Raw genomic sequence first — 18768 nt, forward strand, 5'->3', positions numbered from 1 at the left:
TTCCATGACTCAGCCGCTCGACACGCTGTTCGACCAGGACCGCGAACATTTCATGCACCCGTCGACCCATGCCTACGACCATGCTTCCGGCGCCCTGCCGGGCAAGATCATCCGCGGCGGCAAGGGCATCCGCATCGAGGACCACCAGGGGCGCGAGTATATCGACGCGTTCGCCGGGCTCTATTGCGTGAACATCGGCTACGGGCGCACCGAGGTGGCCGACGCGATGCATGCCCAGGCGAAGGCGCTGGCCTATTACCACACCTATGTCGGCCATTCCTCCGACGCGATCATCGAGCTCTCGTCGCGCATCATCGCGTGGTCGCCGGCGGGCATGAAGAAGGTGTATTACGGCATGTCCGGCTCGGACGCCAACGAAACCCAGGTCAAGATCGTCTGGTACTACAACAACGTGCTGGGGCGGCCGAACAAGAAGAAGATCATCTCGCGCGAGCGCGGTTATCACGGCTCGGGCATCGTGACCGGCAGCCTCACCGGCCTGCCGAGCTTCCACCAGCATTTCGACCTGCCGATCGATCGCGTCAGGCATACGATCTGCCCGCATTGGTATCGCAAGGCGCCGGCCGGCATGAGCGAGCCGCAATTCGTCGCGTATTGCGTCGAGGAACTGGAGAAGCTGATCGCGCGCGAGGGGGCGGATACGATCGCGGCCTTCATCGCCGAGCCGGTGATGGGCACCGGCGGCATCATCGCGCCGCCGGCCGGCTACTGGGACGCCATCCAGCAGGTGCTGCGCCGCCACGACATCCTGCTGATCTCCGACGAGGTGGTCTGCGGCTTCGGCCGGCTCGGTTCGAGGATGGGGGCCCAGCATTACGGCATCGAGCCGGACCTGGTGACCGTCGCCAAGGGGCTGACCAGCGCCTATGCGCCGCTGTCGGGCGTGATCGTCGGCGAGCGCGTGTGGGAGGTGATCGCGCGCGGCTCGCGCGAGCATGGCCCGATGGGGCACGGCTGGACCTATTCGGGGCATCCCGTCTGCGCGGCGGCCGCGCTGGCCAACCTCGACATCCTGGAGCGCGAGAACCTGGACGGCAACGCGGCCGAGGTCGGCGCCTATTTCGGCGAGCGCCTGCGCGAGCAGTTCGGCGCGCATCCGCTGGTGGGCGAGGTGCGCAGCGTGGGCATGCTGGCCGCGCTCGAATTCATGGCCGACAAGGACGCGCGCCAGCCCTTCGATCCGGCCTTGAAGATCGGCGCGCAGGTGTCGGCGGCCGCGCTCGAACGCGGCGTGATCGCACGCGCCATGCCGCACGGCGACATCCTCGGTTTCGCGCCGCCGCTGGTGATGACGCGCGCCGAGGCCGACGAGATCGTCGCGCGGGTGAAGCAGGCGGTCGACCAGGTTGCGGATCGCGTCGCGGCCGGCGCCAGGTAAACCCGCGGAACGCACGAGAGCCGGGCGGCGCTGCTAGCGAACGACGGAGTGCCGCGGCCCGCTTTCCTCGTTTCGGAGGAAGCACGGTTTTTTGGCATCCCCTAAGGTAGGTCCTCCAGTCGAGGATAGGGGGAGACCATGAAGGCTGAACAGGCAGGCGCCGGGGCGGGGCGGATCAAGCTCGATCGTTACGACATCGCGATCCTGCGGATCCTCTCGACCGAGGGGCGCATCACCAAATCGCGGCTCGCGCAGGAGGTGAACCTGTCGATCTCGCCGGCCTGGGAGCGCGTCAAGCGCCTGGAGGCGCAAGGGCTGATCCGTGGCTATCGCGCGGAAGTGGATTGGGCCGGCGCGTTCACCGGCAGCCGCGTGGTGGTGGAGGTGACGCTCGCGCGGCACACCGCGCAGGACATGCGGCGCTTCGAGGAGCGGGTCGCGGCGGCGCCGGAGATCGTCGAGTGCCTGGCCACCGGCGGCGGCGTGGACTATGTCATGCAGGTGCTGTCGCGCGACATCGAGCATTACCAGCAGTTCATCGACGGCCTGCTCGGCGCGCAGCTCGGCATCGAGCGGTACTTCACCTACGTGGTGACGAAGGTGGTCAAGACCAAGGTGGATGGTTTGCCGTCCTGGGCGTCCGACGCGAACCTGTCGGCCCGCTGAGGCGGTTCTCGGCAAGTGGAATACAAGAACAGACCGGCGCGCCTGGCGTGCCGGCATGCAGCACACCCTATCCAGACAGGCATGGAGATCGATCATGAACAGACTGAAACCGGCGCTGGCCGCCCTGGCGTGCGTCGCGATGTTCGCTACCGGCGGCGCGACGGCATCCGCCGCCGACCTGCCGGGCGCCGGCAAGACCATCAACTATGCGCAGACCGACGGCCTCGGCGCCAACTACGTGTCGGTGCAGATCACCATCAAGGCGCTCAAGGCGATGGGCTACGAGGTCAAGCTCAAGACCATGGGCACCGTGCTGTTCTTCCAGGCCGTCGCGCAGGGCGACGTCGACCTGGAAACCGACGTCAACTTCCCGCAGAGCGACCCGGATTTCCGCGCGGTGCAGGATCGCGCCGTGCAGGTGGGCCGCGGGCAGATCGACGGCGGCGGCATCAACGGCTACCTGATCGACCGCAAGACGGCGCTCGCGCACAACATCACCAGCCTCGAGCAGATGAAGGACCCGAAGATCGCCGCGCTGTTCGGCAACGACGGCAAGGCGCAACTGATCAGCTGCGATCCCGGCTGGAGTTGCGGCGACGTGGTGAACTACCAGCTCGACAAGTTCGGGCTCCGGCAGACTGTCAAGCCGGTCACCGGCAAGTACGAGGCGTTGATGGCCGACGTGGTGTCGCGCATCAAGGGCGGCGAGCCGGCCTTCTTCTATGCCTGGAGCCCGTCCTGGACCACCAGCGAGCTGGTGCCGGGCAAGGACGTGGTGTGGCTGCCCACGCCGGCCGACGCGCTGCCGCCGAACGTGCCGAACGCGGGCTCGGCGCTGGTGAAGGACGTGCCGGGCTGCGCGGGCGGGGCGAATCCGTGCCGGATGGCGATGGCCTCGTGGAACTACAGCGCGGTGGCCAACAAGGGCTTCATCGCCGCGAATGCGCCGGTGCGCGCGCTGGTCGAGCAGATCCATTTTCCCTCGTCGACCTGGTCGAACTGGGAGCTGGCGATCAGCCAGGCGCATGGATCGTCGGCGATCGTCACGACGCTGGCGGACCAGTGGATCGCCGCGAACAAGGCGACCTTCGATCAGTGGGTGGTGGCGGCGAGCAAGGGGCGTTGAGGTGGGGGTGTGACAGGTTCGTGACGGAGGCGCCGGCCGAATGGGTTCGTCGGCTGGTGCTTTCCGTCGATTCGAGTCTTGGTGTGGATGAACTACTTGTACTGGCTCAGGATGAGGCGATCGTACAGGCGGTCGGACAGGACGCGCCGGAGGAACAGGATCATCCCGGAACCGCTCGCCCCATGATAGCGAGGGCGCGGCGAACTCGCCTTGAGCGCTTTGACGACGAGATCGGTGATCACCTTGGGCGCCGACATCTTCCGCTTCCATGACGGTGAATTCCGGATTGCCTCCACGAAGCTGCCATACGCGCCCTTCGAGGAATACCGCTCGAGTTCGGCGATCGCGACCGGAAACCATTCGCTATCGGTGCCGGCTGGCTCGATCACGACCACATCGATGCCGAACTTGCGAACCTCCATTCTCAGTGCGTCGGAATAGCCTTCCAGCGCGAACTTGGAGGCGTGATACCAGCCTGCCATCGGGAATGCGCACTTTCCGCCGATCGACGAGATATTGAGGATCTTGCCGAATTTGCGCGCGCGCATATGGGGCAGACTGAGCTGCACCAGACGCGCGACGCCCATCAAGTTCACTTCGATCTGGCGTCGGGCCGCATCGAGGGGCACGTCTTCCAGGGCGCCCATCTGCCCGTATCCGGCATTGTTGATCAGCACGTCGATCCGACCTTGTTCGCGGATGATTCGCTCGATACCTGCCACCATCGTCGCGTCGTCCGTGACGTCCATTGCCAGCGCGAAACCGCCGGCGGCTTCGAGATCCCGCATTTTCTCCACGCGCCGCGCAGCTCCATAAACGATGTAGCCCTCGGCCAGCAGGCGCAGCGCGAAATCCTTGCCCATGCCGGAAGAGGCGCCGGTAATCAGGGCAACGGGTTGAATTCCAGTAGTCATGTGGGTGGTTCCGGTGGTGGTTGCTGGGGCACGAGGCGACCGGCAGGGCGAGCGCGCGGTTCGCGCAGCTCCGATTCCGGGTGCGGAAGCTGGCGCGAGCCTGACTGGATGCAGCCTGCAGGGGTATTCAAATAACGCACATCATGATGCGTTAAGTGGGGAGGTTAGCATAGCCGTGGGTGTAACGCACGTCGGGGTGCGTTAAACTTCGGCCCATGAAAGAGAGAGCCAGATCAAGCGAAGACAAACTGCAACGCTCCGAGGACCTGCTCGATGCGGCCGAGTCCCTGGCGCTGGAGCTTGGCGGTGTACGTTTCGTGACCGTCGGCGCCGTGACCGAGCGTGTGGGCCTGCATAGAACCGGCGTCCGACGTTATTACGCCAACCGGGAGGAACTGCTGCTCGAATTGGCCGAGCGTGGCTGGGCACGATGGCGGGATGCGATCGCGTACACGCTTGGATCGCGTACCGGCCTGGCGCCTGTCGAGGTGGCCGATGTGGTAGTCGACACCGTCATTTCCCTTCCGGTTTTCTGTGATCTGCTCACGCATGTGACGTTGAGCTTGGAAGGCGACGTGGATATGGAGCGTGCACGTCGCTATAAGACCCATGCCTTCGCGGCCCACGACAGCATCGTTGACGCGTTGGCCGCAGCCAGTGTGATGGCGGCGGAGCAGGTGCAGGGCCTGCTGGCGGCCACGCTGATGCTGGCCGCCGGCTTCTGGCAGGTCTCGCATCCCACGCCGTCGCTTGCCAGACTCTATGAAGAGGTGCCGAGGTGGGGCCATGTCGCGCTCGATTTCGGCCCGCGTCTTCGAGGTTTGCTGCGGGCAATGGCGATGGGGCTGGCGGGAATGAACACCACTGCGTAGCGGGTCGAGGCTTGGCGAGGAAAATGACTGCAGCGATGGTTACATATAAGCCGCTCATGACGTTGGCAAGCAAGGCGGGGTGATGTGCGCCGTCTGAACATACCAGGACCGTCTTTCGATAAAAACGCGCTCTGCATCTTCAAGAGAAGATGCTGGATCGCGAGGGGCGTGGTGATTCGTCGATTGCATATCGATATATTCAATCGAGACGAATATCTTTATTTTGTGATCGATTGTCGATGACATCGATATGGTTGTCGTAAGAAATGGAAGCCATATATTCATGGGCTATCCTGGTTCGGGATGTGGTAGATTCACGGCACTCCGATAAATCCACTTATTAAAAATATGGCCACCATCGTCCCGGCGCTTTCTTCGTGCGTGGGAAAAATGCAAGCTGGGGAACGGCGATTTGCCGAGCGGCTTGAACAGAAATTGGAAGCGGATTATTTGATCTGGTATGACGTACGTGTCGCGTCCATGCAGTCCTATCCGGATTTTGTGGTGTTGCATCCTCAGCGTGGGTTGCTGGTTCTAGAGGTAAAGGACTGGCGACCGGCCATTATCGTGAAGGCCGATCCCAGCCAGTGGCTGATCACGGGGGAGCACGGTCCGAAGGCGGTGGTCAACCCGCTTGGTCAGGCCAGGGCATACACACTGGAAATCATCGACGAACTCCAGCGGGACCCGCAGCTTATCCATCCCACCGGACATCTTCATCAAGGGAAACTGCGATTTCCCTGGGCATATGGGGTGGTGTTGTCGAACATGACTCGCAAACAGTTCATGGACGGCGGCCTCGATGGTGCGATTGAGCCAGGTCTGGTGATCTGTTCCGACGAAATGACCGAAGCAGTCGACGCGGAACATTTTCAGCAGCGGTTGTGGCGGATGTTCAAGTACCAGTTCCCGGAAAAACTGACCCTGCCACAGATCGATCGGATTCGCTGGATCCTGTTTCCCGAGGTTCGCATCACGTCCCAGCAGCAGGCGCTGTTCGAGAGCGAACCCGAATTACCGGACATCATGGCGGTGATGGACCTCCAGCAGGAGCAGCTCGCACGGAGCCTGGGAGATGGTCATCGCGTGATCCATGGCGTTGCAGGCTCAGGCAAGACGATGATTCTCGGATATCGGGCCGAGTATCTGGCGAGTCTTTCGGAAAAACCTATCCTGATCCTCTGCTTTAGTGAGCCGCTGTCCAGACGGCTGAAAAGCTGGATGGATGCGAAGGGATTGAACGGGAAGGTAGATGCCCGCAGTTTTCATGGCTGGTGCCGTAACCAGTTGGTCACGTATCACCAGTCTCTCCCCGCAGAACAGGGCGCCGATTTTTTCCCGGCGCTGGTTCAGCGTGTCATCGAATGCGTTGATCGCGGCCACATCCCGGCGGCGCAGTATGGTGCGGTCCTCATCGACGAAGGACACGACTTCGAGCCGGCCTGGTTCAAGCTCGTGGTGCAGATGGTGTCGCCGGATAGCAATCGTCTGCTGGTGTTGTACGACGATGCGCAGTCGATCTTCAACCGGGCCAGCCATCGCGGCTTCAGCTTCAAGAGTGTGGGTGTGCAGGCTCAGGGACGCACAACGATTCTGAAAATCAATTACCGCAATACGCGGCAGATTCTCGAGTTGGCGGCGCTGATCGCGAAGGACATTCTCGATCCGAAGGCAACCGACGACGACGGCGTACCGCTGATCCGCCCCGTCAGTTGCGGGCGGGAAGGCCCTCAGCCAGTGTTGATCAAGCTTCCATCGCTTCGGGACGAAGCACGGGAAATTGCTCGACGCTTGGCGCAGGCGCACCAACAAGGTGTGGCGTGGCAGGACATGGCTGTCGTGTATCGAAGCAAGTGGGTGGGCCAAGCTTGCGTCGAGGCGTTGACTCACGCCAGGATTCCTCACCAGTGGCAGCAGCAGAACAAGAAGTCATACTCACCCACGGCCGACATGGTGACCGTTCTCACCATGCATGCCAGCAAGGGCCTGGAATATCCTTTTGTCGCGATCCCGGGCGTGGGAGCTCTGTCGGTGGCGCAGGACGAACTGGAGCAGGAGGCGCGGCTATTCTATATCGCGGCTACTCGCTCTACCCACCATCTCTTGATAACGGGCAGCGGGGATTCCTTGTTCATGAAACGACTATTTCCCGGCACTCCACCCGCGCTCACATGATGATCGGCATGCCGATACAGATTGACTGATGCCGGGAACTGACGCTTTGGGTCGCGAGGTCGTCGCGGCTGGCCGAAAACGAATAGTTCCCGAATCAATCCTGCTCGCGTGTGCGCCGCTCTTCCCGATTGTGATCGAGGCAGGCGAATTCTGCGGACTTTGCGATGATTTCCGGCGCGACGCCCTGGAGATCTTGTTGCGTGTACACGTCGCGAGTCAGTTCGAAATACATTGGGAAATATGCGTCGAACCGATATGCTTCCTTCAGGCGAAGGAGCGACGTGTCGAGCGACATGCCACTGTTTCGATCCGACGCCGCTCGAACTGCGATATGAGCGTAAGTCTGGCAGTCGATGATGCGCGGACGATGGGCAGACGCATCCGATATGGCAAGAATGGCACTGCTGGCCAGCACGATTTTTTGAAACACGAAGGTTCCCCGGAGCATGATTATTGTGCGTGTGATTTTCCGTGATCATCGCTCGAATTTCAAGGAAATTGAAAGCTTGATTCGGCACTGGCCAACTGAATAAAAATCATGGTTCGCGCGATGAAGCCGGTTTGGTTGGCGCATGTGCCGGTGGAAATACAAGCACCTCAGCCCTGGATGTGAGCGGATTCTCATAAGCATCCTCGTCTGATGCATCCGAAAAAATTGCCTGGCTTACAACTCGTCCGATCGCGCAAGTAAAGCGCACGTTCGAGCATTCCCGGCTCGGCGACTCATCCGTAATCTCGCGTTTCCTTGTCCCAGCCCGCGGCACCGCCCGGGCTGCGACCACCATCGGCCGCCGGGCGGCCTTCAGGAAATCGACATGAACAACGAGTGGGTACTGGTCACGGGCGGCACCGGCTTCATCGCCCAGCACTGCATCCTGGCGCTGCTCAAATGCGGCTATCGAGTGCGGACCACGGTTCGCTCGCCAGGGCGGGAAGCCGAGGTGCGGGCCAATCTCAGGACCGGCGGCGCCGAGCCGGGCGAGCGCCTCACCTTCGTCGCCGCTGACCTGGGCGACGACCGCGGCTGGGCCGAGGCCGCCGCCGGCTGCCGCTACGTGCTCCACGGCGCCTCGCCGACCCCGTCGGGCGACCAGGTGGACGAAGCGGCGTGGATCCGGCCCGCCGTGGACGGCAATCTGCGCGTGCTGCGTGCCGCGCGCGAGGCCGGCGTCGCGCGCGTGGTGCTGACCTCCGCGTTCGGCGCGGTCGGCGTCGGGCACGCGCCGGATCATCCCCGTCCCTTCACCGAGGCCGACTGGAGCGACCTGTCCAGCCCGATCGCGCCGTACCAGAAGTCGAAGACGCTCGCGGAACGCGCCGCCTGGGATTTCATCGCCAGGGAAGGGGGCGGCCTCGAACTCGCGGCCGTCAATCCCACCGCCGTGCTCGGCCCGGCGCTGGGCCCCGACTACTCGCATTCGATCCGCATCGTCACCAGCCTGATGAACGGCCAGCCGGGATGCCCGAGGATCAACTCGGGTTATGTCGACGTGCGCGACCTGGCGGACCTGCACCTGCTCGCCATGACGCATCCCGCCGCCAAGGGCGAGCGCTTCCTGGCGATCGCCGGCGAAAGCATGTGGATGGACGAGCTCGCCCGCGTCCTGCGCGATCGCATGGGGGCGGATGCGCGCCGGGTGCCGACCCGCGTGCTGCCCAACTGGCTGATGCGCCTGATCGCGCTCGCCAATCCCTCGATGCGGATCCTGTTGCCGCAGCTCGGCGTCGACATGAACGCCAGCGCCGACAAGGCCCGGCGCCTGCTGGGCTGGGCGCCGCGCTCGCGCGAGGAGGCGATCGTCGCGACCGCCGAGAGCCTGGTGCGGCTCGGGCTGCTGCGCGATTCGACCAGCACGGGCTGAGGGCGAGGCCGCCTTTGCGGCGGCAATCGCGCGAGCCAAGCATCACCATCCGTAATCGCTGCAATAAAATCATTTCAATTGTTGGATCGGCGCATCGCCTCTAGGCTTGCTTCTCGTCAGACAAGGGCAGCGAGCGCGGTGCGCCGATGCATTTCTCTTCCACGCGGCCGGCGCCGCGTCGTCCCCGTGATGCTCGCCTGACAGATCACAAGTCCAATCTGGAGACGAGGGATGACATTCCAATATTTCGCATCGCGAACGATCCGGCTCGCGTCGGTGCTCGCCGCGATGGTCCTGGCCGCCGGTGGTTGTTCGAGCGACGAAGTCGCCACGTCCCCCGACGCGCAAGGCTGCGCGAACCTGGCCGCCACGCGCTTCACCGACACCACCGTGCAGCAAACGCAGTTCGTCGCGGCGGGCGCCGACCTGCAGCCGATCACCGGCAGCGCGGGCAAGGCTGCCGCCGCGTTCTGCCGCGTCGTCGCCACCGTCGGCAGCGAGCCGGGCGAGCATGTCGGCATCGAGGTCTGGCTGCCGGCCGCGAACTGGAACGGGCGCCTGCTCGGCACGGGCTCGGGCGGATTCGGCGGCGCGATCGTCTATGGCGGCCTGATGTCCGCGATCGCGAACGGCTACGCGGCGGCGAATACCGACACGGGCCACCTCGGCGGCGCGTCGGGCGCGATCGGGCAGGTGCTCGGCTGGGCGGTCGATCCCGTGCAACTGCGTGACTGGGGACGGACCTCGGTGCACCTGATGACGGTCTCGGCCAAGGCGATCGTCCACGCCTTCTACGGGCAGGGCGCGCAGCACGCCTATTTCGAAGGCTGTTCGACCGGCGGCAACGAGGCGATGGCCGAGGCCGAGTTCTATCCCGACGACTACGACGGCATTCATGCGGGCTCGCCCGGCATGGGCTACAGCCACTTGATGGAGAGTTTCCTGTGGGGCGGGCTGCTGCCGAGCACACAGCCCGAGGCGACGCTGACGCCGGCTGCGATGGCGTTGCTCAACGATGCCGTGCTGAATCAATGCGGCGGCAGCCAGGCCGCCGGCGACGGCTTCCTCGCCAATCCGCTCGCCTGCAGCTTCGACGTCACGCGTCTGCAATGCGCCGCCGGCCAGGATCCGGCGAGCTGCCTGAGCGCCGCGCAGGTCCGGCAGGCGCAACGCCTCTACTCGCCGGTGCGCAATACCGTCGACGGCAGCGAGATCTACCCCGGCTTCGCGTTCGGCAGCGAACGGCGCTGGGCCTCGATCCAGGGCGCGCTGATCGGCGCTTACGCCCAGCCGCTGCTGGCCAATACCGTGTTCGGCGATCCGAACTGGGACTGGACCCGCTTCGATTTCGGCCAGGACGCGGCGCGGGTGGACGCGATGCTCACGCCGAAAATCAATTCGACGAACCCGGACCTGTCCGCGTTCGCCGCGCGCGGCGGCAAGCTGATCATGACCCAGGGCTGGGTCGATTCGCTCAATGCACAGACCTTGCCGATCGAGTATTTCGAGCAAGTGGCGGCACGACAGGGCGGGATCGACGCGACCACGCCGTTCTTCCGCGTGGTGATGGTGCCGGGCATGGATCATTGCGGCGGCGGCCCCGGCGCCAACACGATCGGCGGGGCGGTGCCGCCGCTGCGCGGCGATGCGAGCCGCGACGTGGTGGCCGGCTTGCGCGCGTGGGTGGAGGGCGGCGTCGCGCCGGACGGCTTTGTCGCGACCAAGTATGTCAACGACGATCCGGCCGCGGGCGTCGCGTTCGAACGGCCCGTGTGCGTTTATCCGGCTTATCCGCGGTATCGCGGCACGGGGGATCGCAACGCGGCGGCCAGCTACCAGTGCGTGGCGGGGCCGCGCCTGCAGTGAACGCTTTTAGCGGCGGCGTGAACGGCAACGCCTTGCGGAGCAGGCGCTGCCGCACCAAGCATCCATGACGGCGCGAAGTTCGGCTTGCACAGCTTGGCCGGCGGCCTCCACGGGATATCGCCCGGCCTCGCCAAGCACGCTCACAGCAGATCCTCGACGCGGATCGGCATGCGGCGCACGCGCGTGCCGGTGGCGTGATAGACCGCATTGTTGATGGCCGCCGCGGCGCCCACCATCGCCACCTCGCCGAGCCCCTTCACGCCGGCATCGTTGAGCAGCGGGTCGGGCTGGTCGATGAAGGACACCTCGATCGAGCCGATATCGGCATTGACCGGCACCAGGTACTCGGCCAGGTCGTTGTTGAGCGCGCCGCCGAAGCGCACGTCCACTTCGCCGATCTCGCGCAGCGAGGCGCCGATCGCCCAGACCACGCCGCCGCGCACCTGGCTGGCCGCCGTGCGCGGGCTCATCACGCGGCCGCAATCGGCCACGCTGACCACGCGCGGCACGCGCACGCGGCGCGTGCGCGGCTCGACGCGAACCTCGACGAAGTGGGCGATCCAGCTGAAGCTGGTGAAGCCGGGATAGACCGGGCCGGTGGCCGCGACGCGCCCCTCCAGGAAGCGGGTGTAGGCGGCCGCCGTCTGCCCGGGCCCGAGGCCCTGCACCTCGACTTCGAGAAAGGGCCGCCGCACGGCGGCGATGCGTCGATGCAGGTTGCCGTCGACGCGGCGGCCGGCCAGCAGTTCGTCGACCCTGGCCCGCATCTGCTCGACCGCGTGCCGGACCGCGGGGATCACGCTGGCGGTGCCCCAGGAGCCGGCGGTGAGATGCTGGCGCGCCTGGTCGGTATCGCCGATCAGCACCTCGACCCTGGCAGCATCGCAATCGAGTTCCTCCACCAGGGCCGCCGTGATCGCGCTGCGCATGCCCTGGCCCAGCTCGTGGCCGGCGACGGCGAAGCGCGTGGCGCCGCTCGCGCTGATGCGCAGCTTCGCCAGGGTCGGCGTGGTGGCGGCCTTGTAGGCGCCGCAGGCCACGCCCCAGCCGATCTGCGTGCCGTCGTCCGCGCGCATCGAACGCGGCGCCGCGCTGCGTCGATCCCAGCCGAAGTGCTCGGCACCCTCGCGCAGGCACTGTTCCAGGAAGCGCGAGGAAAACGGCTGGCCCGACACGGGATCGTGCCTGGCCTGGTTGGCCAGGCGGAAGGCGAGCGGATCCTGGCCGAGCCGGTAGGCCATCTCGTCGACCGCGCATTCGAAGGCCACCGAGGCCGGATGTTCGGTCGGCGCGCGCATCGCGCCGGGCGACTGCGTGTCGACGTGGATCACGCTCTCCGTGCCCAGGTAGGCCATCTCGTAGAGCCGCGAGGGCATCTCGTGATGGCCGCCGGTGTAGCTGTCGGCGCGCGAGGCCTGCGAGGCCACCTCGTATCGAGCGGCGCGCAGCGTGCCGTCCGCGCCCGCGCCGAGCGTGACGTGATGGCGGCTCTCGGGCCGGAAGCTGGCGGTATGGAACAGTTGCGCGCGCGGCATCACCAGCTTGACCGGCCGGCCCAGCAGGATCGCGGCGCGCGCCACCAGCACCGTCTGGCTCTGCAGCGAGTTCTTCTGCCCGAAACCACCACCCGTGTAGGGGCTGGCGACATGGATGCGCTCCGGGTCGAGTTGCAGGGCGGCGGCCAGGCCGAACTTGATGGCCGCGGTGTTCTGCGATCCCTCGTGGATCACCAGGCGGCCGTCCTCGAAGCTGGCCGTGGTGGAGATCATCTCGATCGGATTGTGGTGCTGGGCCGGCAAGCGGTACTCGACCTCGACGCGATGCGCGGCCTGCGCGAGCGCCGCCTGCGCATCGCCGGCGCTCACGCCGCGGCTGGCCAGCGGCTCGGGCGTGGCGCCCGGCTGGTCGAGCGTCGCGGCGAAGGGCTCGGCCGCGTAGCGCGGCTCGACCAGCTGGGCGGCCTCGATCGCCGCCTCCAGCGTTTGCGCCACCACCAGCGCCACGGCCTGGCCGCGATAGGCGATCCGCTCGCCCGCCATCGGCTGCACGCTCTGGAAGCCGTAGCCGCCTTGCGAGATGCTCGGCGCCAGCGGCGGCACGTTCGCGAAGTCGGCCGACGTCAGCACGCGCAGCACGCCCGGCACCCGCATGGCCGCCTCGATGTCGAGGCCGAGCAGGCGGCCGCGCGCGATCGTCGAGGGCACCGTCATGGCATGCAGCAGGCCGGGGATCGGCACGTCGGCCGCGTAGCGCGCGCGGCCCAGCACCTTGTCGCGGGCATCGACGCGCGCGCGATCGGGAAGCGGAGGCAGGCTCATGCGCGGCTCCCGGCGATCTCGAGCGCGTCGGCGACGGCCCGCGCGCCGAGCTCGATCTTGAAGCCGTTGTGCGTGCCGGGGCGCGCCTCGGCGAAGGCCAGGCGGCCCGCCGCGAGCGCGCTCCCGGCATCGAGCGGGCGGCCCAGCAGCGAGCGCTCGGCGCGGCCGGCGCGCCATGGCTTGGTGGCGACGCCGCCCAGCGCGATCCGCGCCTCGCGCACCACGCCGTCGCGCAGTTCCAGCGCGATCGCCGCGGAAACCAGCGCGAAGGCGTAGCTCTCGCGATCGCGGATCTTGTGATACGTCGAGGCGCGCGCGGCCGGCGTGGCGGGCACGTGGATCGCCACGATCATCTCGCCGGGCTCCAGCACATGCTCGAGATGCGGCGTGCTTCCCGGCAGGCGATGCAGCGCGAGCAGCGGAATGCGGCGAGCCCGGGCCGCGCCCGCCACCTCGATGCTCGCATCGAGCGCGGCCAGCGCGACCGCCCAATCGCCGGGATAGACGGCGATGCAGGACTCGCTGGTGCCGAGCACGGCGTGGCTGCGATCGAGGCCGCCGATCGCCGCGCAGCCGCTGCCGGGCACGCGCTTGTTGCAGGGGTAGAGCGCGCCGTTGCGGAAATACGGGCAGCGCGTGCGCTGCAGCAGGTTGCCGCCCACCGTCGCCATGTTGCGCAACTGCTGCGAGGCGGCGCGCTCCAGCGATTCGGCCAGCACGGGATAGTCGCGCAGCACGACGGGATGCGCGGCCACCTCGCTCATGGTGGCCAGCGCGCCGATCCGCAGGCCTTGCCCGCCGGCTTCCACCGCGTCGATGCCGGCAATCGCGGTGATGTCGATCAGGTGCCGGGGATGCTCGACGTCGAGCTTCATCAGGTCGTAGAGCGTGGTGCCGCCGCCGAGGTAGCGGGCGCCGGGCCCCGCCGCGGCGAAGGCCTGGATCGCGGCGGGCACGCTGTCGGGCCGCGTATAGCCGAAGGTACGCATCAGACCGTCCCTCCCTGGGCGACCACCGCCTCGATGGCGGCGACGATGCCCACGTAGGCGCCGCAGCGGCAGAGGTTGCCGCTCATGTATTCGCGGATGCTCTCGCGCGACAGCGCGTGGCCTTCGCGCACGCAGGCCACCGCGGCCATGATCTGCCCCGGCGTGCAGTAGCCGCATTGCAGCGCGTCATGGTCGATGAAGGCCTGCTGCATCGGGTGCAGCGTCTCGCCGTCCGACAGGCCCTCGATGGTGGTCACGCGGCGGCCGTTCATCCTGACCGCCATGCTCAGGCAGGCGGCCACGCGCCGGCCCTCGACGTGCACCGTGCAGGCGCCGCATTGTCCGTGATCGCAACCCTTCTTCGCGCCGCTCAGGTGCAGGCGTTCGCGCAGCAGGTCGAGCAGGGAGGCGCGGATGTCGAGTTCGACCTTGATGGGCCGGCCGTTGACGATGGGCTCGATGCTCACGCATTGCCCGGGCTCGGCGGCTCGCGCATCCATGACGGTTGGCGTGTCGTCCGAGCGGGCCTGCATCGGCACGGCGGCGAGGGTGGCGGTGGCGGCTGTCGCCCCCATGAAATCGCGACGGGAAAGGCGGGGGCTGGGGCGATCGCTATCGGCCATTCTGCTGTCTCCTGGAGCGCGCGTGCACGATGCGGGGCAGTCTAGCAAGCAGGCGATGCGGCGATAAGCGGTCCTGATTGGATAGTCAATTCAAGGTGGCTCAAGAATCCGGGCGAGGTAGCGGGAAACGGGCTTGAGACGAACGGGCATGTTCTTGAGCGGCCCGGACATTCAAGCCGATGCGCCGCGGCCCTACAGTGGATACACGCGATCGACAAGGCGATCGCGAAACCGCAGCGAGCCGGCCATCGCCAGGAACGTTGCGGACTCAACCAACTGATCCACTGGAGTCCATCATGAACAAGCTTCTCGTCGTCCGTATCGCCGCCGCCTCCGCAGCCGCTTTTGCCTTCGCGACCGTCAGCACGCAAGCCCAGGCCGATCAGGTGACGCGCGACCAGGTGCAGGCCGAACTCGCGCAACTGCATGCCGCCGGCTACGACGCGGCGCGCGGCGAGGACGTGAGCTACCCGTCGGCGCTGATCGCGGCCGAGCAGCGCGTGGCGGGGCAGCAGCTCGCCGCGGCCCAGGCCGGCGCCGCCCAGGGCTACGGCGGCAGCCCCGACGGCAGCACCGCGTCGGGCCGCGCGCATCGTCACGTCACGCTGGACAACGACGGCATGAAGCCCGTCTACTTCGGCCAGTGAGCATGCCGGCTGACCCGGGTTCGCCGCCGCTGCTCGTCCGGCGCGGCGACCCTGGCCACGATCCGTCGAGCAGGCGGCAAGACAGGCCACCTCGCTCAGCGCGACAGCTCCTCCAGCCGAATCCCGTTGCTGCGCGGGCCGAATGCGCCGACCGCCACCACGATCACCAGCATGGCCGAGGAAATCAGCACGAACACGGTCGGCACGCCATAGTGCTTGAGCAGCGCCGCCACCCAGAAGCCGACGAAGATCGAGCTGAGCCGGCTCCAGCTGAACACGAAGCCCACCGCCCGCGCGCGGATGCGGGTCGGGTACAGCTCGGCCTGGTAGGTGTGGAAGATGCCGATCAGCCAGTTGTTGGCGATCGTCACCGCGCTGCCGAACAGCAGTATCAGCGCCGGTTCGCGCACCATCCCGAACATCACGCCGGCCACCGCCACCACCGCCGCGCAGGCCGCCAGTTGCCACTTGCGCTCGATGCGCTCCGCGCAGGCCATCGCCCCGATCGCGCCCAGCGGCGTGGTGATCGCGATCACCATCGTGTAGAGCAGCGAATGCGTGATGGTGATGCCCTTCGAATACAGCAGCACCGGCACCCAGGCGCCGAAGCCGTACACGCCGAAGGTCTGGCAGAAGTTGAACAGCGACAGCATCAGGGTGCGGCCCAGGTAGGGCCTTTGCCAGATCTCCGACCAGGATCCCTGGCCTTCCTCGGGCGCGGCGGCGTCCAGCTTCGGCGCCGCGAGCGGCTGGCCGGTTTCCGCCACCACCCGGCTCTCGATCCGGTCGACGATCGCGCGCGCCTCGGCCACGCGCTGCCTGGACTCGAGCCAGCGCGGCGATTCCGGCAGGTCGCGACGGATCAGCCAGATCAGCAGCGCGCCCGCCGAGCCGATGATCATCACCCAGCGCCAGCCGTCCAGCCCGAGGATCGTATGCGGCACCAGCACGTAGGACAGCAGGGCGACCGTCGGCACCGAGGTCAGGATCACCAGGATGCTGAAGGCCATGTACTTGCCGCGCGCATGGTTCGGCGTGAGCTCGGAGATGTAGGTGTCGACCGTGATCAGCTGCACGCCGATGCCCAGGCCCGCCACGAAGCGCCAGGCATCCATCGCCTCGGGCGAGACCTGGAACGCGGCCGCGAAGGTGGCGACCGAGTAGATCAGCATCGCGCCGGTGAACACGGCGCGGCGCCCGAAGCGATCGGTGAAGCCGCCCAGCGCGACCGTGCCGACGAACATGCCGGCAAAGAAGGAGCCGAGGAAGCTGGCGAAGCCGTTGACGTCGAAGATGCCCTCGGTGGTGGCGTGGTACATGCCGCCCTTGATCAGCCCGAGCGAGATGTAGGCGGCCATGAACATCTCGTAGAACTCGAACCAGCCGCCGATCGCGATGCGCGCGACCAGCCCGCGGAAGTAGCGGGTCGGCGGCAGGCGATCCAGCCGCGCCGAGACGCTTGCCTCGCGCTGGCTCGCGGAGCCGGCGATCTCCTGTTCCATGTACATGGCGTCTCCTGAATGAGGTGATGCCGACGATTCGATTGAGTGTCGACATTTTTTCGGAGATGATGCCAGTTAACTGAAAGAATTCGCAGTAATTCCTAATTAGTGTATACACTTAACGGAATTGGCATGAGCCAAACCGCAAGCCGCCGAGCCGGGTTTGCTACAATCGCGGACCTTTTTTGCGCCCTCGAGGACTGCCCGATGGATCTGGACGAAGGCACCAGCCTGCCTGACGAAGACAAGGAAACCACGCCGGTGGCGGAGATCGTCGACTGGGTGGCGCGCGGCATCATCGAGGGGCGGCTCGCGCCCGGCCACGACCTCAATTCGGTGGACCTGGCCCGGCGCTTCGGCGTGAGCCGCACGCCGGTGCGCGAGGCGCTGTTCGCGCTGGTGCGCGAGGGCCTGGTGGACTGGCCGCCGCGGCGCCGCCCGCGCGTGGCGACCATGCAGTTGAAGGAGATCCGCGAGATCTACGAGCTGCGCGCGCTGTTGTACGGGCAGGTGTCGATGGCGATCGCCGAGCGCGCCGACGAGGCGGACATCGCCACGCTGCGGCGCGCCGCGGAGCGGCTGGCCGAGGTGGCGGCGAAGGGCGATGTGGATGGCTACTTCTGGGCCAACGTCGCGTTTCGCGACGAGGAACTGCGCATCAGCGGCAATGGCGTGGTGAAGCAGGTGCTCGATTCGATGCGTATGCGCACCAACCGCCTGCGCCACCTGAGCACCTCGCTGCCGGGGCGCATGCAGCGCTCGTGCGCCGATCACCAGCGGCTTTGCGAGGCCTATGCCGAGCGCGACGGCGTGCTGGCGGCCGCGCTGAACCGCTCGATCGTGCTGGGCGCGCTGCGCGCGATCGAGTCGGCCTGGCAGCCGCACGAAGGCGGGCAGGGCGACGCGCCCTGAGCTGCGCGGCACGGGATCGATGCGCGCGCGGAGCGAACGCGATGCCGGCTTCACGCCGGCATCGTTCGCCTCCGCCGCGGTTTTACTTGCTGCTGTAGGCGCTCGCGATCTGGCCGACCAGGGTGGCCCAGGGCATGTCGAGCGCGGCATACACGGCGCCGGCCTTCGGCGAGCCGTTGTCCTTGAGGATCTCGACCATCAGGCTGGCATGGTCCGAGACGATCACGCCGGCCTGTTGCATGCGCAACAAACCGGTCTGGCGCTTGGTGTCGCTGAAGGTGCCCGAGGCGTCGACGGCCACGTAGGCGTCGTAGCCGCGCGCCACCGCCGTCATGGCGGGGAACGCCGCGCACACTTCGAGCGAGACGCCGGCGAAGATCAGCTTCTTGCGGCCGGTGGCCTCGATCGCCTGGGCGACGCGCGCATCGTCGTAGGCGTTCACCGTCGAGCGGTCGATGATCTCGATGCCGGGCAGCGCCTCGACCAGTTCCGGAAACGTCGGGCCCCACATGCTGTCGCGCGCCGTGGTGGTGACCACGATCGGCAGTTCCAGCGCGCGGGCGGCACGCGCCAGCGCCACCACGTTGTGCTTGAGTTCGCCGGTCGAGTAGTCGCGCACGCCTGTCATCAGGCCGATCTGGTGGTCGACCAGCACCACGGCGGCATTGTCGACGGTGAGCGCTTCGTAGCTGTGACGGGTCATGGTGTTCTCCTGGGGTTGGCGAGTCGGGGTGAGGCGATGGAGGCGGCGAGGCGTGCCCGCTCCCGGCACGGGGAGCGAAACGCTCGGCGAGGCAGGCGGCTCGCGCGGCGCGCGGCGGCGCGGCGGCATGCACCGGACGCGATGCCGGCAAATTCTATCGAGCGGGCCGGGCGCCCAGAAGTCCACGTTTTTGC

Annotated in this window: 16 protein-coding genes; 9 read left to right on the forward strand and 7 right to left on the reverse strand. The window is 66.7% G+C overall.

Going from position 1 to position 18768, the window contains the following annotated elements; all coding sequences use genetic code 11:
- Positions 1 to 4 precede the first annotated feature (4 nt).
- From F3J10_RS03985 to proX, 3 genes are all read left to right on the forward strand, one after another.
- On the forward strand, positions 5 to 1399 hold the full coding sequence (locus F3J10_RS03985; protein ID WP_167241120.1) for an aspartate aminotransferase family protein: 1395 nt from the start codon (positions 5 to 7) through the stop codon (positions 1397 to 1399).
- 138 nt (positions 1400 to 1537) lie between these two features.
- Positions 1538 to 2065, forward strand: coding sequence for an Lrp/AsnC family transcriptional regulator (locus tag F3J10_RS03990; protein ID WP_013690827.1), 528 nt, complete (start codon positions 1538 to 1540; stop codon positions 2063 to 2065).
- 94 nt (positions 2066 to 2159) lie between these two features.
- Positions 2160 to 3191: a glycine betaine/L-proline ABC transporter substrate-binding protein ProX gene (gene proX / locus F3J10_RS03995; protein WP_167241122.1), complete on the forward strand. Its 1032-nt coding sequence runs from the start codon at positions 2160 to 2162 to the stop codon at positions 3189 to 3191.
- Positions 3192 to 3283: 92 nt separating this feature from the next.
- On the opposite strand, the gene F3J10_RS04000 is transcribed toward proX, so the two are convergent.
- Positions 3284 to 4105, reverse strand: coding sequence for an oxidoreductase (locus tag F3J10_RS04000; RefSeq protein ID WP_167241124.1), 822 nt, complete (start codon positions 4103 to 4105; stop codon positions 3284 to 3286).
- 215 nt (positions 4106 to 4320) lie between these two features.
- On the opposite strand from F3J10_RS04000, the gene F3J10_RS04005 reads away from it, so the two are divergent.
- Together F3J10_RS04005 and F3J10_RS04010 are read left to right on the forward strand one after the other, a co-directional pair.
- A complete protein-coding gene (locus F3J10_RS04005; RefSeq protein ID WP_205200141.1) occupies positions 4321 to 4977 on the forward strand; it encodes a hypothetical protein in 657 nt (218 codons plus the stop codon).
- 348 nt (positions 4978 to 5325) lie between these two features.
- Positions 5326 to 7152 carry a 3'-5' exonuclease gene (locus F3J10_RS04010; RefSeq protein ID WP_205200142.1) on the forward strand — a complete coding sequence of 609 codons (1827 nt, stop codon included), beginning with the start codon at positions 5326 to 5328 and terminating at the stop codon, positions 7150 to 7152.
- 94 nt (positions 7153 to 7246) lie between these two features.
- On the opposite strand, the gene F3J10_RS04015 is transcribed toward F3J10_RS04010, so the two are convergent.
- Positions 7247 to 7582, reverse strand: a complete 336-nt coding sequence (locus F3J10_RS04015) for a hypothetical protein (protein WP_167241126.1) — start codon at positions 7580 to 7582, stop codon at positions 7247 to 7249.
- Positions 7583 to 7967: 385 nt separating this feature from the next.
- On the opposite strand from F3J10_RS04015, the gene F3J10_RS04020 reads away from it, so the two are divergent.
- Together F3J10_RS04020 and F3J10_RS04025 are read left to right on the forward strand one after the other, a co-directional pair.
- Complete coding sequence (locus F3J10_RS04020) at positions 7968 to 9014, forward strand: aldehyde reductase (RefSeq protein ID WP_167241129.1); 1047 nt, start codon at positions 7968 to 7970, stop codon at positions 9012 to 9014.
- Positions 9015 to 9245: 231 nt separating this feature from the next.
- Complete coding sequence (locus F3J10_RS04025; protein WP_167241131.1) at positions 9246 to 10880, forward strand: tannase/feruloyl esterase family alpha/beta hydrolase; 1635 nt, start codon at positions 9246 to 9248, stop codon at positions 10878 to 10880.
- A gap of 140 nt (positions 10881 to 11020) precedes the next feature.
- Here the strand turns inward: F3J10_RS04025 and F3J10_RS04030 are convergent, their stop codons facing one another.
- From F3J10_RS04030 to F3J10_RS04040, 3 genes are read right to left on the reverse strand one after another with little or no spacing between them, the layout of a single operon-like run.
- Positions 11021 to 13198 carry a xanthine dehydrogenase family protein molybdopterin-binding subunit gene (locus tag F3J10_RS04030; protein WP_167241133.1) on the reverse strand — a complete coding sequence of 726 codons (2178 nt, stop codon included), beginning with the start codon at positions 13196 to 13198 and terminating at the stop codon, positions 11021 to 11023.
- The gene (locus tag F3J10_RS04035) at positions 13195 to 14187 is read right to left on the reverse strand and encodes a xanthine dehydrogenase family protein subunit M (RefSeq protein ID WP_167241135.1); all 993 of its coding nucleotides are present in this window, start codon (positions 14185 to 14187) and stop codon (positions 13195 to 13197) included. Before F3J10_RS04035 ends, F3J10_RS04030 begins: the two co-directional genes overlap by 4 nt.
- Entirely contained in the window at positions 14187 to 14762 is a 576-nt protein-coding gene (locus tag F3J10_RS04040; RefSeq protein WP_240155356.1) for a (2Fe-2S)-binding protein, read from the reverse strand. The genes F3J10_RS04035 and F3J10_RS04040 overlap by 1 nt, the downstream gene beginning before the upstream one ends.
- 344 nt (positions 14763 to 15106) lie before the next feature.
- On the opposite strand from F3J10_RS04040, the gene F3J10_RS04045 reads away from it, so the two are divergent.
- Entirely contained in the window at positions 15107 to 15457 is a 351-nt protein-coding gene (locus F3J10_RS04045) for a DUF4148 domain-containing protein (RefSeq protein WP_167241140.1), read from the forward strand.
- A gap of 95 nt (positions 15458 to 15552) precedes the next feature.
- Here the strand turns inward: F3J10_RS04045 and F3J10_RS04050 are convergent, their stop codons facing one another.
- A complete protein-coding gene (locus F3J10_RS04050; protein WP_167241142.1) occupies positions 15553 to 16965 on the reverse strand; it encodes an MFS transporter in 1413 nt (470 codons plus the stop codon).
- Positions 16966 to 17166: 201 nt separating this feature from the next.
- Between F3J10_RS04050 and F3J10_RS04055 the strand changes: the two genes are divergently transcribed.
- Positions 17167 to 17871: a GntR family transcriptional regulator gene (locus F3J10_RS04055; protein ID WP_046578234.1), complete on the forward strand. Its 705-nt coding sequence runs from the start codon at positions 17167 to 17169 to the stop codon at positions 17869 to 17871.
- Between the two features lie 82 nt (positions 17872 to 17953).
- Here F3J10_RS04055 and F3J10_RS04060 read toward each other — a convergent pair whose 3' ends face one another.
- The gene (locus F3J10_RS04060; RefSeq protein WP_025097163.1) at positions 17954 to 18574 is read right to left on the reverse strand and encodes an isochorismatase family protein; all 621 of its coding nucleotides are present in this window, start codon (positions 18572 to 18574) and stop codon (positions 17954 to 17956) included.
- Positions 18575 to 18768: the final 194 nt, after the last annotated feature.

Source organism: Burkholderia sp. Cy-637 (assembly GCF_011753175.1).
Taxonomy (GTDB): Bacteria; Pseudomonadota; Gammaproteobacteria; order Burkholderiales; family Burkholderiaceae; genus Burkholderia; species Burkholderia gladioli.